The sequence below is a fragment of the Mangrovivirga cuniculi genome (genome assembly GCF_005166025.1).
In the GTDB taxonomy this organism is placed as follows: Bacteria; Bacteroidota; Bacteroidia; order Cytophagales; family Cyclobacteriaceae; genus Mangrovivirga; species Mangrovivirga cuniculi.
On record NZ_CP028923.1, the window covers coordinates 2,046,420 to 2,061,761 of the forward strand.

The following is a 15,342-nucleotide window of genomic DNA, read 5'->3' on the forward strand; positions in this document are numbered from 1 at the left end:
TTGCCTTTGTTAAATACAATAATTCGAATAATCTAATTAATTATTGAAAAAGGGTATAATTTCCATTCTGATCAACCGGTGGTGCAGGTTCAATGAGGGCAGGACCATCACTATTTGGTGAATTGATCAGAGGTGTAATAGAATAAAAAGACAGGAGTTCTTCCTCAGGGGCCTTTAGTAAATCAATTAATTCTTCAGTAGCAGAGTCAGGGTTAAGCCAGATTTTTTCTTGTTCTTTGTTAAATATTACAGGCATTGAATTGCTGATCTCTGAAATATCATCGTTTGAATTAGTTGTGATTATTCTGAAAGTATGGACCATTTCTCCATTATCAGCTTCATATTCATCCCAAATTCCGGCAAAAGAAAATGGCTCATTATCGTATCTTATAACTCGATAGGGAATCTGGCTTTTTTTACCTAATTTCTTCCATTCGTAGTATCCATCTGCAGGGATAATGCATCTTCTGTCAGATAAAGCTTTTTTAAAACTGAACTTTTCAGTCAGGTCCTTATCTGAAGCAGCGTATAACTTAGGACTAACTGATTTGTTTTTAGCCATATCGGGAGTAATTCCCCAATAAAACCAACTGATACCTTTCTCTTTTCCCGAAGTTATGACTGGCATGAGTTTAGTCGGTGCTACATTATATGCAGCTAATAAGTCTTTTTTAAATTCTACATCAAACCTAACTTCAAGTTTTTCTTTTTCTGATATCAGTGAATATCTACCGCTCATTAAGAATTTTTTTTGTATAATTCAAAACTATTAATTTAACATCCAAAATCAAATCCGAAATGGGCAATTATTTCAAGTTATTGTGCTTTTTGTTTTTAACTCAGCACTATTTTCTTTTAGCACAAGAACCCATACTGGAACAGCATAAACCCGGGCAAAAGTGGCAAGCCAAAAACAAGGGCAATGTTACTTATGTATTTCCTTCGGCTCATAGCCAAAGATTAAAAAGAAGCTTTTTTGTATTAGATTCCTTAAAGTCAAGTATTTATTCCGGTATCGACCATGTGCCAAGGCATATTCGATTCATTTATAATAACCGAACCATGGTAAGCAATGGTTTTGTGACCTTCTTTCCATGGCGATCAGAAATTCAAACTCCTCCATCTCAGGATTTTTCTCTAAGCGGTAATGCACCATGGTTAAATATGGTATCAATACATGAATACCGTCATGTAGTGCAATTGGATGCGATTAATAAAGGATTTAATAAGTTTTTATATGTTTTGTTCGGAGATCAGGCTCTTGCTGGTATACGGACCATTTCTATTCCTGACTGGTTTACGGAAGGTGATGCAGTCTTTATTGAAACTATGCTCACGCCTGGAGGAAGGGGCAGGTTGCCTTCTTTTTATCAGCCCTGGTTATTGAACCTTAAAGAACTTGGGGATAAATATTATGAAAAACAATACCTTGGTTCATATAAACATAATATTCCGAATCACTATGTTTTCGGTTATCTGATGTCAGCCTATTTGTATTCAAATTATGACTATGAAACCGTTGGGTCTGCAATGGTTAACTCAGGTAAAAACTGGTTTTTCCCATTTTCTTATGGACTGGCTTTAAAAAAGAAAACAGGGAAAAGTTTAAATAAGAATTATAAAGAAATGGCTTCTTATTATAATTCACTGATACCTGAAGAAAAGGAGGTAGATGATTTAGTGTTTGACAATAATATTAAGCGCTACACAAATTATGATTATCCTAAATACTATAAAGACGGAATTTTATCAATTAGAAACGGTATTGGAGATATTTCACAGATAGTTTATACTAAAAATGAGAAGACCAGAAAAGTTAAAACAGCCGGACTGGTTTATCAGAATAATCAAATTTCTTTGGCTGATGATAGACTAGCTTGGGTTGAGTACCTGCCTGGAAGGAGATGGCAAAAGCTAACAAATACCCAGGTCAGAATTCTGGACATCGAATCCGGAGGTACAAAAAGAATAATGAAGAGAGAGGGAGTAACTAACTTTTTATTTTCTCAATCGGGTGACAGAAGTCTTACATTACATTATTTCCACGATCAGGGCCAGGTATTGAAAGTCCATGACCTACTAAAAGAAGAAGAAATTTTCCAACTTAAATCTAATGTAGGTCAACAGTGGATATCTCCATTTTGGGTAAATGAAAATCGCATTGGCTTTTTTGAACAGAACGGTAAAGAACATGTTCTGGTGATAATAAATATTACAAACGGATTCCGTAAGGAATTAATTATAGGTAACGGTACCCCTGGACCTGCTCATAGCTACAAAGGATATGTGTTTTTTTCTTATCCGATAGGAAGTGTTGATCATATTATTGCTATGAATAGAGCAAACGGAGAGATAAGGCAAATAACAAATGAAGGGTATGGTAACTATTTCCCTTACATAGTTAATGGGCGAATGATCTATAATTCATTGACAGCAGCCGGTCGAAATGTTGCTCAAAAGAATGTAAAAAATATAGGTGAATTTCCAGTAATAGAACTTAATCCGATAAAGCCCTTTGGTTTAAAAGGTATTGATAAGCAATTTTCTCAAAATAATTCTATTAAAGAATCCGATAACGATAATGAAACTAAGAAAAAATCACCGGGAGCTTTAATGCCTTTTGCATGGGGAGTGGAATTTTTAAATGATGATCTTGATATGTCTATCGGGCTTAGTGCCCGGGATGCATTAATGAGGTATTCTTTGACCGGAGGATACAGGATTTCTACCGACCTGGATGAAAGAGGGTGGTTTTCCAGGTTCAGTTATCAGGCTCTCCCTATTATTCTCGATTTTGAATATGAAAATCTACAAAGAAGCCTGGATAGGGCAATTGAAGGTGGTAATGTCAATTTTAACTGGAATGAAGAAATTATTTCTGCAGGACTAAGATTGCCTTTGAATTTCACCAGTGGTAAATATTTTAATAATTTATTAATGGGGGCCTCATTTAATCAGGCTATAGTTGAAAACTTTAATCAGGATATCAGATTTTTAGACCAACTGAGCAACGGGACATTTCAATTTACTGATGTGACTTTAAGGTTCAGCCATATTTTAAAAACCTCTCATCGGGATTTTTTACCTCGCTGGGGATTTCAGGTAAATGCGGGTAACAGAATAAGTTTAGATGAGGATGATTTTTCGGCTTCCCAGGTTTATGGCTGGGGAGATATATTTGTACCGGGACTATTTAAGCATCATAGTTTTAAAATTAGGGGGTCTGGTTACTGGCAGCAGCTTACAGGAGAGAGTTTATATATTTTTAGTAATCGTGTGCCGTTGGTTAGGGGATATTCTAATATACTATTTGGTAATTATGGGATGTTTTCGTTGGAATATAGCCTTCCTTTATGGTATCCGGATATTAAGATAGGTCCTTTTATTTACTTCAAACGATTTCGGGGAAGCATATATTACGATAGGGGAAAAGGAGTAAACAACGAGAATAATTTTATCCTGCACCAGGAAAGTTATGGCGGAACGATTAAAACAGACCTTAATATTATGAGGTTAAGAAGGGATATGGTTATTGGGGTTGATATTAATTACAGACCTGATACCAAAAATGTGTCATATAACTTAGTTTTGAATACATTTGTATTTTAATGATTAGATTTAAATAAAATCAGTAAAAAATTACTGGTTGAGATATTGAAACATTATTTTTGGGTCTGAGTTCAAACTTAGCTCCCTTTAAAATAAAATAAATTATGGCTGAAGTTATTAAAATGCCAAAAATGAGCGATACCATGGAAGAGGGTGTTATTGCTCAATGGTTGGTTAAAAAAGGTGATAAAGTAGAATCCGGTGATATCCTGGCAGAGGTTGAAACTGACAAGGCAACAATGGAATTGGAGTCCTACGAGGATGGTACAATATTATATCTTGCGGCAAACGAAAAAGATGCCGTACCTGTAAATGGTATCATCGCTATAATCGGAGAAGAAGGGGAGGATATTGATGATTTACTTAAGGAAGTAGACAGCGGAGATGGATCTTCTGATTCAGATGATAAATCTGATGATGATTCCGGAGACAAGAAAGATAAAGAGGATAAAGAAGAAGATGATTCTGATTCTTCAGGTGAGGAAATTGATACCTCAGACATTAATGCTGAGATCATTCGAATGCCTAAGATGAGTGATACGATGCAGGAGGGTACTATTGCTTCATGGAATAAGAAAGTTGGAGATAAGGTAGAATCCGGGGACATATTAGCAGAAGTAGAAACTGATAAAGCTACTATGGAACTGGAAGCATATGAAGACGGTACTTTACTTTACATCGGGGTTGACGAGGGAGATTCTGTAGAGATAGACGGTGTTATTGCAGTAATTGGTGAAGAAGGCGCTGATTATGAAAAGCTATTGAAAGCCTCAAAGCAAAAGTCCGGAGATAAGAAAGAAGAGAAAAAGGAAGAGAAAAAAGAGGAGTCGAAATCTGAATCATCAGATAAAAAAGAAGAAAAATCTGAAAGTAAAAAAGAATCATCTGGTACTCCTTCGCCAGAAAGAACATCAGATACTACAACTGAAGGTGGCAGGTTAAAAGCCTCTCCACTTGCAAAAAAATTAGCAGAAGAAAAAGGATATGATATCCGTACCATAAAAGGTAGCGGAGAAGGCGGACGTATTGTTAAACGCGATGTGGAAAACCATACGCCACAACAAGCTGCTGCTTCCAAAGCTGCTACCCCTATGCCTGCATCAGTGGGAGAAGAGAGCTTCGAGGAACAGAAAGTTTCTCAAATGAGAAAAACAATTGCCAAGAGACTTGCTGAAAGTAAATTTACTTCACCTCACTTCTATTTGACCATGGAAATCAACATGGATAAAGCGATAGAAGCGAGAAAAAGCCTGAATGAAATATCTCCTGTTAAGATTTCATTTAACGATATGGTGATTAAAGCATGTGCTGCTGCATTGAAGCAACATCCTCAGGTAAATTCTTCATGGCTGGGAGATACCATAAGAATAAACCATCATATTCACGTAGGTATGGCTGTTGCAGTTGATGAAGGCCTTTTAGTACCAGTGATTAGATTTACTGATAATAAAACATTATCTCAGATTGCAGCTGAGACGAAAGACCTAGGAGGGAAAGCTAAAAATAAACAACTTCAGCCAGCAGACTGGGAAGGAAATACATTTACTGTATCGAACCTTGGAATGTTTGGTATCGAAGAATTTACAGCAATAATAAACCCACCTGATGCGTGTATTTTAGCAGTTGGAGGTATCAAACAAACTCCAATTGTAAAAGACGGTGAGATTGTTCCAGGCAATGTGATGAAAGTAACTCTTTCTTGCGATCACAGGGTAGTTGATGGTGCAGTTGGATCAGCCTTCCTGCAAACTCTTAAGAGCTTGCTTGAAGATCCGGTTAGAATTCTTGTTTAAGAAATAACGATTTTATTATTATCCCGTTTGAAATTCAGACGGGATAATTTTTTATAACGATATTATAAATATGGAAAAAATTAAATCGACAACGGTCGTTGCAATAAGTCATAATGGACAGATAGCTATTGGTGCCGACGGACAGGCCACCATAGGTAATACAGTAGCAAAAAGTAATGTAAAAAAGCTTCGTCGATTAAATGACGGAAAAGTCCTTGCGGGCTTTGCGGGGTCAACTGCAGATGCTTTTACTTTACTGGAAAGGTTTGATGAAAAGCTGGGAAACTATAACGGTAACCTTAAACGTGCTGCTATAGAGCTTACAAAGGACTGGAGAACTGACCGGTATTTAAGAAAGCTTGAGGCAATGCTCATTGTCGCTGATAAAGAAAATGTATTGATCCTTTCTGGTACTGGAGACGTACTTGAACCCGATCATCAAATTGCCTGTATAGGTTCTGGAGGCATGTATGCACAAGCAGCTGCTCTTGCATTAAAACAAAATGCTACTGATTTATCTGCAAAAGAAATGGTTGAAAAATCTCTGACCATTGCTGCTGATATTTGCATCTATACTAATCACAATATTATTTTAGAAACTTTAGACTAAATAATTAAAATTATGAAGATCTATCACAACCCAAGATGTGCAAAAAGTCGTGATACACTAAAGATCATCAAAGAACAGGGTGTTGAACCTGAAATAGTAGAATACCTTAAGGAAACACCCTCAAAAGACGAACTGAAGGACGTAATAAATATGCTTGGAGTTTCTCCGCAGGATATTATCCGAAAAGGTGAAGCTGCATATAAAGAAAACTTTAAAGGAAAAGACCTTTCTGATGATGAATGGTTAGAGGCAATGGTTGAATATCCTAAGCTTATAGAAAGGCCAATAGTCATTAAGGGAGACAAAGCTGTGATTGGCAGGCCTCCTGAAAATGTTAAAGAACTACTTTAAAAATATTAAGTCCGGTACACTCACCGGACTTTCTTATTTATTACAAAATTTAAAATGGTGAGGGTTTATACAATTTTCATTATCAATTTTTTCTTTGTTGATAATATGGATCTGCCTTTCTGTTCCCAGGTAAACATCGTTGTATAGAAATTCAATTACGTCTTTAAATTCACTTGTCCATGGCCTGTCGTTCCATTCATGGCCACCGCCACACCCAGTTACCATATAAAATGGTTTACCAATTTTCTGTAATTTTTTCATTATTGAATAGCTGCCATAAAGCATCAGGTATCCTGGTTCATTTCCGCTGCAATAGTGATGAGGAGCTTCATCATAAGGGACAAGATTATCACAGGTACCATGAAACAACTGTGTGGGAATAGCTGATGAACTATTGACCCAGTCAATATTTGGAAGAGCACCAGCCATACTGATTACTCCGGCAAATTTAAAGTTATCATTTAATACCCCTTCCTGAGTTTTTTTCCAGTAAGCAGCATTTATAATTGCTTCTGCACCTGCACTACTTCCGGATAAAATAATCATTTCAGAATCGATATTAAGAGAATCACTTTTTACAATAAGGAATTTTATCGCTTGATTAATTTCTCTGGCTGTTTCATAAAATACATTCATTTTGGTTGAAGCAGGCTGATCACAACCAAAGCCTTTTCCTTTCATCATTAATGTATAACTAACAGACGCTACGGCATATCCTTTTTTTGCTATTCGTTCACAGAAATCAATAATTTTAGGTTCATCCCTTTTTCCTCCTGCAAATCCGCCTCCATGAACATAAACTACTAAGGGTTTATTCTGATCATTATTTTCAACAGGATCGTAATAATCAAGCTTTAGAGATTTTTCATTACTATTCAGGTAAGTAATGGTATTGCGATTTATGCGGTCGTAATTGTCAGAATAATATTTTTGACCATAAATCCCGATCAAAAAACCGGAAATCAAAAATAAAAGAATCGATAGATAGTATTTCATAATACTTTTTTTAAAGAATCCCCGGAAGTTTCGGGGATCCTAAACCTAAATAAACATAAATCACCTTATAAGTGACAACCTACTAGTAGGTACCTTTGTATTTGTGGTCAATTTTAGTTCCATGGTCTTTTCTTACAGGAATATTAAGTCCATTGGTTTCTTTCAGCCACTCGAATAAATCCTGATTTAGATTTTTAGCGATTTCTTTATATTCCGGATCTCTGATCAGGTTATTTGCTTCCCATGGGTCCTTTTCAAGATTATACAATTCATTTATATCCCAAATTCCGTGGTAGCGGATGTATTTATATTTTTCAGTTCTAACCGCATAGGTAGTAGGAGTTTGAGGAAATGGACGCTCCCAAAAATATTCATAATAAATTCTATCCCTCCAGTCAACATCCTGTCCGTGAAGGAGTGGTACAAATGACTTTCCATCCATGTTGTCAGGTTTATCTAATCCGGCCATATGTAAAATAGATGGTGCTATATCAATATTCTGAACCATCTTTTCAATATCATTTCCATTCATATGTTCAGCTCCATACAATAGAAGGGGGACACGAATAGACTCCTCATATGCATGTCTTTTATCGATCAGGCCATGTTCACCAAATGAAAAACCATTATCTCCCATGTAGAAAACAATGGTGTTTTCTAACAATCCTTCTTTCTCAAGGTAATCCAGAATTTCACCTATGCTTTCATCAACAGAGAGTAACGTTTCGAGGTATCTTCTGTAAAAATCATCAAACTTGATTTGTCCGTGATACATGTAGTCAACTCCATGCCAGCTGTGGCGCTGTTCTTTAACCCAGTCGGGCACATCTTCATAATTATATTCCACGTCTGAATTTGCCCCTGTCACTTTTGGGTTCATAGTAGGAGGGTGTTGAGGGTCTTTATCTACATATTCGTCCACATGCCTTTCAGCAGGCTGAAATTCGGAATGTACACCTTTATGAGAAACATAGAGAAAGAAAGGTTGTTGTTCGGTTTGTTCTTTTAAAAATCCAGGCTGTATTGAGTAATAAGATCTGTGATGTAGGAACTATCAGAATATACTTTTTCAGTTCCGTTAACATTTAAAGTAGGATTATAATAAACACCCTGACCTCGAAAACTTACCCAATAATCAAATCCGGGTCTGGCTCCGGAGTGATGCTCTCCCATATGCCACTTGCCTACATATCCTGTTTTGTAGCCGGCTTTTTGTAAATATTGAGGAAAAAAGGTAACTGAGTCTGCCACCATTGACTGATTATCGACAACACCGTGATGATGTGAAAACTGCCCGGTCAGAATTGAGGCCCGGCTGGGTGAACACAATGAGGTAGTGACAAAAGCATTTTTAAAATGCACGCCTTGTGTACCCATTTTATCCATATTTGGTGTTTCCAGAAAAGGTACTTTACCAGTGAACCCCATAAAATCATATCGATGATCATCACTCAAAATGAATACTACATTTTTGGGTTTAGAAACTGAATCAATTTTGTGAAGGACTAATTCTTTGTCCCCTTCATCCGAATCTGGTTCATTAGACTCATCAATTGTTTCTGATTCTCCGCATGATATGAGTATTATTCCCAGGAGTATGGTGAAATATTTCGTTAAATCAGTTTTCATGATTAGAGTTTTTAGTTCAGTTTGGTTATTTTAATTCCATTTATAAATGATTCTTCATCCTGTTCAGATGGGAATTTTATAACAATATCAGACTTTGTGTAAATTTTCGTAATAGCATTAACAGGATAATATTTCCTTTCAGTTTTATCTATCAATAAAGGCTTGTCATTTACCAGAACCTTTGAATTCAGATGATCAGAATTTTCCAAAATGGAAAATAATAACTCAACCTGGTAATACCCTGCAGGACAGTTGATTTGGTAACTTTTAAGTCCTCGATTTTGCGTTTGATATACTGGGTCTATTTCAGTGTTAATTATACTTTTATCAGTGCCAATTCCCCTGTTGCGCGGCTTGTAAAATTCTCCCTCGATGTAGCCAAAAGTATTATTGAATTCATATACCTGATCAGGTAGCCATAATACGCCGGTTTTATCATCATAAAAATAAAATGTCGATCCTGCATTTATAGCAATTTGATCAGCACCATCATGAAAATCTGTGTAAATAAGATCGATTTGACGAACATCTTTAATAATTGAATCTCCTGCACTTGATTTTGCTTCTAATAGAAGTAGTCCTTTAGGAATATTATCTAATTCCCATGTTACTAATCCATCTTCTACATCTTTAGATCCAATTTTTGCATTGTTAGCATACAATGTGACTTCATTAAGATTGGTAACAATTGAAACAGGTATTTTTTTATTGGCAGGATATTTTATGCGTGAATTGCCTAGAATTTTAATATACGGTTGGTTTGATAATTTTGACTGGTAAATAAAATAAGCATCTTTTGGTTTACGGTTAAAAGTCATTAATCCTTTGTTGTTCATACCGGGAACTGCATCAATTCTTGATTCACTCCCAAAATCAAATAAATTCCAAACTGCTGCTCCCGATAAATAAGGGATGTTTTTAATTTGATTAATGTGTGAAAAATGAAATTTAGTTTCCCAGTCAGCTGAAAAATCAAATCGTATTGGATCATTTGAAAAAATCCGGGGATCAGCACCTGCTCCGTATTCAGTTACGATCATTGGTTTACCAGGTATTATCGCATGAGCCTTGCTGAGAAATTCAGTAAATCCTTCAAAACCTTTTGCATACCACCCATAGTATAAATTCCAACCTACGATCATTGGAACCTCCGTAAGTCCTGATTTATGATAAATATTGAGATCGCCATGATTTGGAATCATTGTATACCGGGTTGGATCTGTTTTTCTGGCAATTGAATCCAGCCTTTTGGCAAAATCTACTATTTGATGAATCTTGACACTATCTTTATTCAGATTCCTTCCCAGGAACATTTCATTCATATATGCCCAGACCAGGATACTTGGATGATTATAATTCTGATGGATCATTTCCCGTAGCATTTGCTCAGAATTAATATAGAATTCTTCAGCGTCTGTTATATCATGATCTAAAGGGATTTCCATGGTAACGATCAGGCCAAGCTTATCGCAGGCTTCTAAAACAGCAGGATCTTGCGGATAGTGGGCAGTTCGATAAAAGTTGGCACCCATGTCCTTAAGTATTTTTAAGTCTCTGAAATGATGGTCATTATTAAGTGCATTTCCAAGCCCCAAATAATCTTGATGACGATTAGCTCCGATAAGCTTTAACGGATTGCCATTCAAGTAAAAACCAGTATTCGGGTCAAATCTAAAAGATCTGAATCCAACCGGATGAGTGAATTCATCAAAAGTGTTTCCCTTTTTGTCTGAAATTATTGCTTTAAGTTGATAGAGATAAGGGTTTTCAGGAGACCAAAGAGTCGGATTTTTAATCTTCAGATTTGTAGAAAACTCATTTAACCCTTCATATGTTGATAATTTTTGTTTGTTGGAAATTATCTCTTTTCCTGAATGATCTACCACTGTGGTCATCAGGAAAAGATTTTCTTCTTTATTTGAGAGATTGGTGATCTTTCCTGATAATTTGATCAACCCATTTTGGTTATCAATTTCCGTGGTGATTTTGAATGCTGTTGAGCCCAGGTTTGATTCTGTGAAATGAATCTTCTCGTTTAACAGGATCCAAATATCCCGGTAAATTCCTCCATAAAAATTAAAATCTCCTTTTAAAGGGATAATATCCGGATCATGGGAGTTATCAACTTTTATGAGCAATTCATTTTTTTTCCTGATTTTAAGATCTTCTAATGGAACATTAAAAGAAGTGTAACCACCCTTATGACTGTAAATTTCCTTGTTATTCAGATATATGGTGGCAACCTGGTTAACGGCCTCAAAATGTAAAGTAATTGACTTTCCTGACCACGAACTATCTGGTGTAAATGTTTTTTTATACCAACCTAATCCCCTGTAATATCCTTCCTGGTCATCAAAAGGGTCCAATCGATTCCAGGTATGAGGTATTTTAACGGGTTTCCAGTTAGTTGTATCAGAAATACTAAAAATCCAACCGGTATTAAAAAGCATCTCACGGGCAAAAATGTCCGGTGAAAACAGACTTAATAGGGTTAAACAAATAGCGTATATTTTCTTGTTCATTTTTATACCCGATGGTTTAGAAAAAGGATACCCGATTCGGGTATCCTAAACTGCCATTATTTTGAACTCTTATTATTCCAAGTAATCATTTCAGATTGTGTGTCAGCTGAGCTTGTACCGACCATTATTTCAAATTCTCCAGGCTCCCATATTTTTACAAGTTCCTTTCCACTATCGGAATCCGGATAGGTATAATATTCCAGATCTTGGGTTGTTAGATTAAAGGTTACCTTGCGACTTTCTCCGGCTTTAAGGTATATTTTTTCAAATTTTTTCAATTCCTGTACTGGTCTCGTGGTAGATCCGACCATATCCCTGATATACAACTGGACAACCTCAGCTCCATCTCTGGATCCGGAATTTGTTACCTGTATACTAACTTCCAATGTTGCATCACCGGTTAAGTCAGTGGAACTTAAGGTCATGTCTCCACATTCAAATTTTGTATAACTTAGACCATATCCAAATGGATAAAGAGGTGTGTTTGGAACATCGAGATAATTAGATTTGAATTTTTGAAACCATTCCTGGGTAATAGGACGACCCGTATTTTTATGATTATAGAAAATAGGAATCTGTCCTATATTTCTTGGGAAGGTCACTGAAAGTTTTCCAGAAGGATTTACATTACCAAATAATACATCCGCGATCGCATTTCCAGTTTCTGTACCTCCGAACCAGACATTAAGTATTGCAGGTACATTTTCATCTTCCCAACTTAAATCTAGAGGCCTGCCAGTAAAAACTACCAGCACTACTGGTTTACCGGTTTTGAGTAATTCCTTTAATAAATATCTTTGGGTCTCAGGAATCTTGATAGAAGTCCTGCTGGAACTTTCTCCTGACATCTCAGAAGATTCTCCCAGGGCTGCAACGATTACATCTGATTTATTAGCAATATCCAAGGCTTCTTTAAGCATTTCTTCTTCTGAACGCTCATCTCTATAAGTTGGCTTACCGAAGACACTAATACGTTCGTCAAGCTTGGGATCTTTGACAAAATTAGCTCCTCTTGCAGTAAGAATTTTAATATCGGAACCTACGACATTCTTTAATCCATCCAGAACAGATACACTTTTCTTGAAATCAGCAGCAACACTCCAGGTTCCGGGCATATTTTCCCTGTTATCACTCATTGGACCGATAAGAGCAATCGTACCTTCTTTTTCCAAGGGTAATGTATTTTCATCATTTTTGAGAAGTACAAAGGAGTTTGCTGCTATCTCCCTGGCTTTATTTCTGTTTTCCTCAGTGAAAATTTCACTTTTCGAACGCTTCTCATCCATGTATTTGTACGGGTCATCAAAAAGGCCAAGCATGTATTTAGCTTCCAGGATTCTTCGGCAAGCCTGGTCAATATCTTCTTCTTGGATTTTGCCTTCTTCCAGCGATTTTTTTAGTGTGGTAAGAAAACCTTCACCAACCATATCCATATCAATACCTGCTTCGAGTGCCAGGGCCGAAACACGTTGAAGATCTCCCATTCCATGGGCAATCATTTCATTTATTCCAGTGTAATCCGTGACTACGAATCCATCAAACCCCCATCTATCTCTTAGTAAATCCGTCATTAGCCATTTATTACCGGTTGCGGGAATACCATCTATTTCATTAAAAGATGCCATTACACTTCCTACACCTGCGTCAATAGCCCCTTTGTAGGGCGGGAGGTATTCATTGAACATTCTTATTCTGCTCATATCGACAGTATTATAATCTCTGCCGGCTTCAGAAGCTCCGTATAACGCGAAATGCTTTACACAAGCCATCATGGTATTATTTTTTGTCAGATCATCACCCTGATAGCCTTTTACCATGGCATAGGATATTTGATAACCCAGGTAAGGGTCTTCTCCGACACCTTCTGCAATTCTTCCCCACCTTGGGTCTCGTGAAATGTCTACCATTGGAGAAAATGTCCATGCAATTCCATCTGCTGTAGCTTCATTGGCAGCTATGCGGGCTGATTCTTTTATCATATCCATATCCCAGGTGCAGGATAATCCGATGGGTATAGGGAATACCGTTTTATATCCATGAATTACATCCATAGCAAAAATTAAAGGGATACCTAGACGACTTTCTTCAACGGCCACTCGCTGAGCCTCCCTGATTTTATCCAAACCCCTTATATTAAATAGACCACCAACCTTTCCATCTTTGATTTTTACAGCGATTCCTGAACTTTGAGCCAGCCCGGTACTGATATCGCCTGCTGCCGGTAAATTCAACTGCCCAATTTTCTCTTCGATCGTCATTAAGTTCATTAAGGAATCGATCTTCGCTTCATAGGGGCTTGCTTCATCTGAAGAGTCTCGAAATGCAAGGACACCAATCAGGAAAGAAGCCAGCGCTATTCCGATTATTATTAATGATACCTTTTTCATGTTCACGGTTATTTAAAATTCAAATAGAATATTTTTATTTCTAATTAGAGTTCGCATCAAAATGAGGGCTTTTAAAACCGAGTTTTGTTAACCCATTTTGAACATCTTCATTTTGCATAAATAGCTTCCAGAGTAACCCGGATTTATGATTTTCCATCATTACAGCTATAGGTCCCTGATCAATAGCCAGGTATCTTTGAATAAACCAATTGTGTTCAGGGTTAAATGCATCATAAAACCCATATGGTCCCAAAAGCTCATCTCCATACTGCTCATAAAATCCTCTCATGGCTTCCATGGAATATTCTGGAGTATAGGGTATTGATGATAATGCAGCCGTTGGTGAGATAGTTCCGTTGTCTCTGCTTGGTGCGTGGGCTTTATACCCTATTTCACCTCCTTCTTTACGAGTGTAACTAGCAGTCAGTCCCCAGCAGTTTTCTCCGTATCCTTCAAAATTTTCAGGGTTTTCAAGGCACCATTGCCTGTTAATTAATGTGTGGTTTTTATTTTGTTTCCAGTAATTAGCATATTGGTCTTGCAGACCTTTAGGATTAAGACCCAGGTAAGAATAGTGGGCCCAGAATAGCGGGCCACCATATACTGGTGCTCCATTACTTTTTAATGGTAATTCATAATCGTAAGTGACCTGGTCTGATTTGATGTCTCCACCTCTTGCCCAACCTTCATGATAGACTACAGGATCAATATTATAAGTAGGAGAGGAGGAAGCCAAAATATAATATATCAGGCATTCATTATAACCTCTCACTTGATGATTCATTTTCCAGCCTACATTGGGAGACCAATGCCAGTATAAGACATTCTCACCCTTTGTAAACCAACTCCACTCCGCTTCTTCCCAGAGTTTGGTTATTCTGGAAACTAATTCTTTTTCTTCATTATTTCCATCTTTGAAATATTCTCCTACAGTTAAAAGACCTTGAAACAGGAAGGCTGATTCTACTCCATCCGCTCCATCATCAAATTTGCTAAATGGCTTTACTTTTCCTGTCTCACCATTTAACCAGTGAGGGAATATTCCGTGAAATCTGTCAGCAGACTCAAGAAAGGAAACAATTTTATTAAATCGGTCAAAGCCTTCTTTTCTGGTTATAAATCCCTGTTCAATCCCTGATAAAATTGCCATGACCCCGAATCCACTTCCCCCGGTAGTAACCACATGCGCATCATTTTGTGGATAAATACCATCTATGTGAAGCCTTTCTCTTGCCATGCCAGAATTTGGTTCAGCACCTTCCCAGAAATATTGAAAAGTGCGATAATGAATTAGCGTATATAGAGAATCATCCGAGATAGAAGAAATTGATTCTTCAGAATTTGAAGTTTCGCTTTTATTTGTTGATTCTTTACAACTAAATATTGTAGAAAGGATAATTATACAGACAGTAGATAAAATGTAGAGATTGTTTCGTTTCATTTAT

11 protein-coding genes are annotated in these 15,342 nt (G+C 36.8%); 4 read left to right on the forward strand and 7 right to left on the reverse strand.

The annotated features are described in order from the left end of the window. Positions 1 to 40: 40 nt before the first annotated feature. Positions 41 to 739 (reverse strand): SOS response-associated peptidase, encoded by a 699-nt coding sequence (locus tag DCC35_RS09065; RefSeq protein ID WP_137090482.1) that lies wholly within the window; start codon positions 737 to 739, stop codon positions 41 to 43. A gap of 59 nt (positions 740 to 798) precedes the next feature. Here DCC35_RS09065 and DCC35_RS09070 point away from each other — a divergent pair, with 59 nt between their 5' ends. The 4 genes from DCC35_RS09070 (at position 799) to arsC (ending at position 6,363) form a co-directional block, all read left to right on the forward strand. After that, a complete protein-coding gene (locus tag DCC35_RS09070) occupies positions 799 to 3,609 on the forward strand; it encodes a BamA/TamA family outer membrane protein (RefSeq protein ID WP_137090483.1) in 2,811 nt (936 codons plus the stop codon). A gap of 104 nt (positions 3,610 to 3,713) precedes the next feature. After that, on the forward strand, positions 3,714 to 5,402 hold the full coding sequence (locus tag DCC35_RS09075) for a pyruvate dehydrogenase complex dihydrolipoamide acetyltransferase (protein ID WP_137090484.1): 1,689 nt from the start codon (positions 3,714 to 3,716) through the stop codon (positions 5,400 to 5,402). Positions 5,403 to 5,472: 70 nt separating this feature from the next. Beyond that, a complete protein-coding gene (hslV, locus tag DCC35_RS09080) occupies positions 5,473 to 6,012 on the forward strand; it encodes an ATP-dependent protease subunit HslV (RefSeq protein ID WP_137090485.1) in 540 nt (179 codons plus the stop codon). Between the two features lie 12 nt (positions 6,013 to 6,024). Further along, complete coding sequence (arsC, locus tag DCC35_RS09085) at positions 6,025 to 6,363, forward strand: arsenate reductase (glutaredoxin) (protein WP_137090486.1); 339 nt, start codon at positions 6,025 to 6,027, stop codon at positions 6,361 to 6,363. Positions 6,364 to 6,396: 33 nt separating this feature from the next. On the opposite strand, the gene DCC35_RS09090 is transcribed toward arsC, so the two are convergent. The 6 genes from DCC35_RS09090 to DCC35_RS09110 form a co-directional block, all read right to left on the reverse strand. Next, entirely contained in the window at positions 6,397 to 7,359 is a 963-nt protein-coding gene (locus DCC35_RS09090) for an alpha/beta hydrolase (protein ID WP_137090487.1), read from the reverse strand. Positions 7,360 to 7,441: 82 nt separating this feature from the next. After that, complete coding sequence (locus tag DCC35_RS22040; protein WP_394347724.1) at positions 7,442 to 8,383, reverse strand: sulfatase/phosphatase domain-containing protein; 942 nt, start codon at positions 8,381 to 8,383, stop codon at positions 7,442 to 7,444. After that, positions 8,365 to 8,988, reverse strand: coding sequence for a sulfatase-like hydrolase/transferase (locus tag DCC35_RS22045; protein ID WP_394347720.1), 624 nt, complete (start codon positions 8,986 to 8,988; stop codon positions 8,365 to 8,367). Before DCC35_RS22045 ends, DCC35_RS22040 begins: the two co-directional genes overlap by 19 nt. Before the next feature lie 11 nt (positions 8,989 to 8,999). Next, complete coding sequence (locus DCC35_RS09100) at positions 9,000 to 11,510, reverse strand: glycoside hydrolase family 2 protein (RefSeq protein ID WP_137090488.1); 2,511 nt, start codon at positions 11,508 to 11,510, stop codon at positions 9,000 to 9,002. Positions 11,511 to 11,566: 56 nt separating this feature from the next. Next, entirely contained in the window at positions 11,567 to 13,897 is a 2,331-nt protein-coding gene (bglX, locus tag DCC35_RS09105) for a beta-glucosidase BglX (protein ID WP_137090489.1), read from the reverse strand. A gap of 40 nt (positions 13,898 to 13,937) precedes the next feature. Beyond that, positions 13,938 to 15,338 (reverse strand): glucoamylase family protein, encoded by a 1,401-nt coding sequence (locus DCC35_RS09110; RefSeq protein WP_137090490.1) that lies wholly within the window; start codon positions 15,336 to 15,338, stop codon positions 13,938 to 13,940. Positions 15,339 to 15,342: the final 4 nt, after the last annotated feature.

Bases quoted from the DNA above. Each gene is read 5' to 3' on its own strand.
- DCC35_RS09090 (WP_137090487.1), bottom strand. From the start codon at position 7,359: ATGAAATACTATCTATCGATTCTTTTATTTTTGATTTCCGGTTTTTTG.
- DCC35_RS09065 (WP_137090482.1), bottom strand. From the start codon at position 739: ATGAGCGGTAGATATTCACTGATATCAGAAAAAGAAAAACTTGAAGTT.
- DCC35_RS09070 (WP_137090483.1), top strand. From the start codon at position 799: ATGGGCAATTATTTCAAGTTATTGTGCTTTTTGTTTTTAACTCAGCAC.
- DCC35_RS09110 (WP_137090490.1), bottom strand. From the start codon at position 15,338: ATGAAACGAAACAATCTCTACATTTTATCTACTGTCTGTATAATTATC.
- DCC35_RS09100 (WP_137090488.1), bottom strand. From the start codon at position 11,510: ATGAACAAGAAAATATACGCTATTTGTTTAACCCTATTAAGTCTGTTT.
- bglX (WP_137090489.1), bottom strand. From the start codon at position 13,897: ATGAAAAAGGTATCATTAATAATAATCGGAATAGCGCTGGCTTCTTTC.
- DCC35_RS09075 (WP_137090484.1), top strand. From the start codon at position 3,714: ATGGCTGAAGTTATTAAAATGCCAAAAATGAGCGATACCATGGAAGAG.
- hslV (WP_137090485.1), top strand. From the start codon at position 5,473: ATGGAAAAAATTAAATCGACAACGGTCGTTGCAATAAGTCATAATGGA.
- arsC (WP_137090486.1), top strand. From the start codon at position 6,025: ATGAAGATCTATCACAACCCAAGATGTGCAAAAAGTCGTGATACACTA.
- DCC35_RS22045 (WP_394347720.1), bottom strand. From the start codon at position 8,988: ATGAAAACTGATTTAACGAAATATTTCACCATACTCCTGGGAATAATA.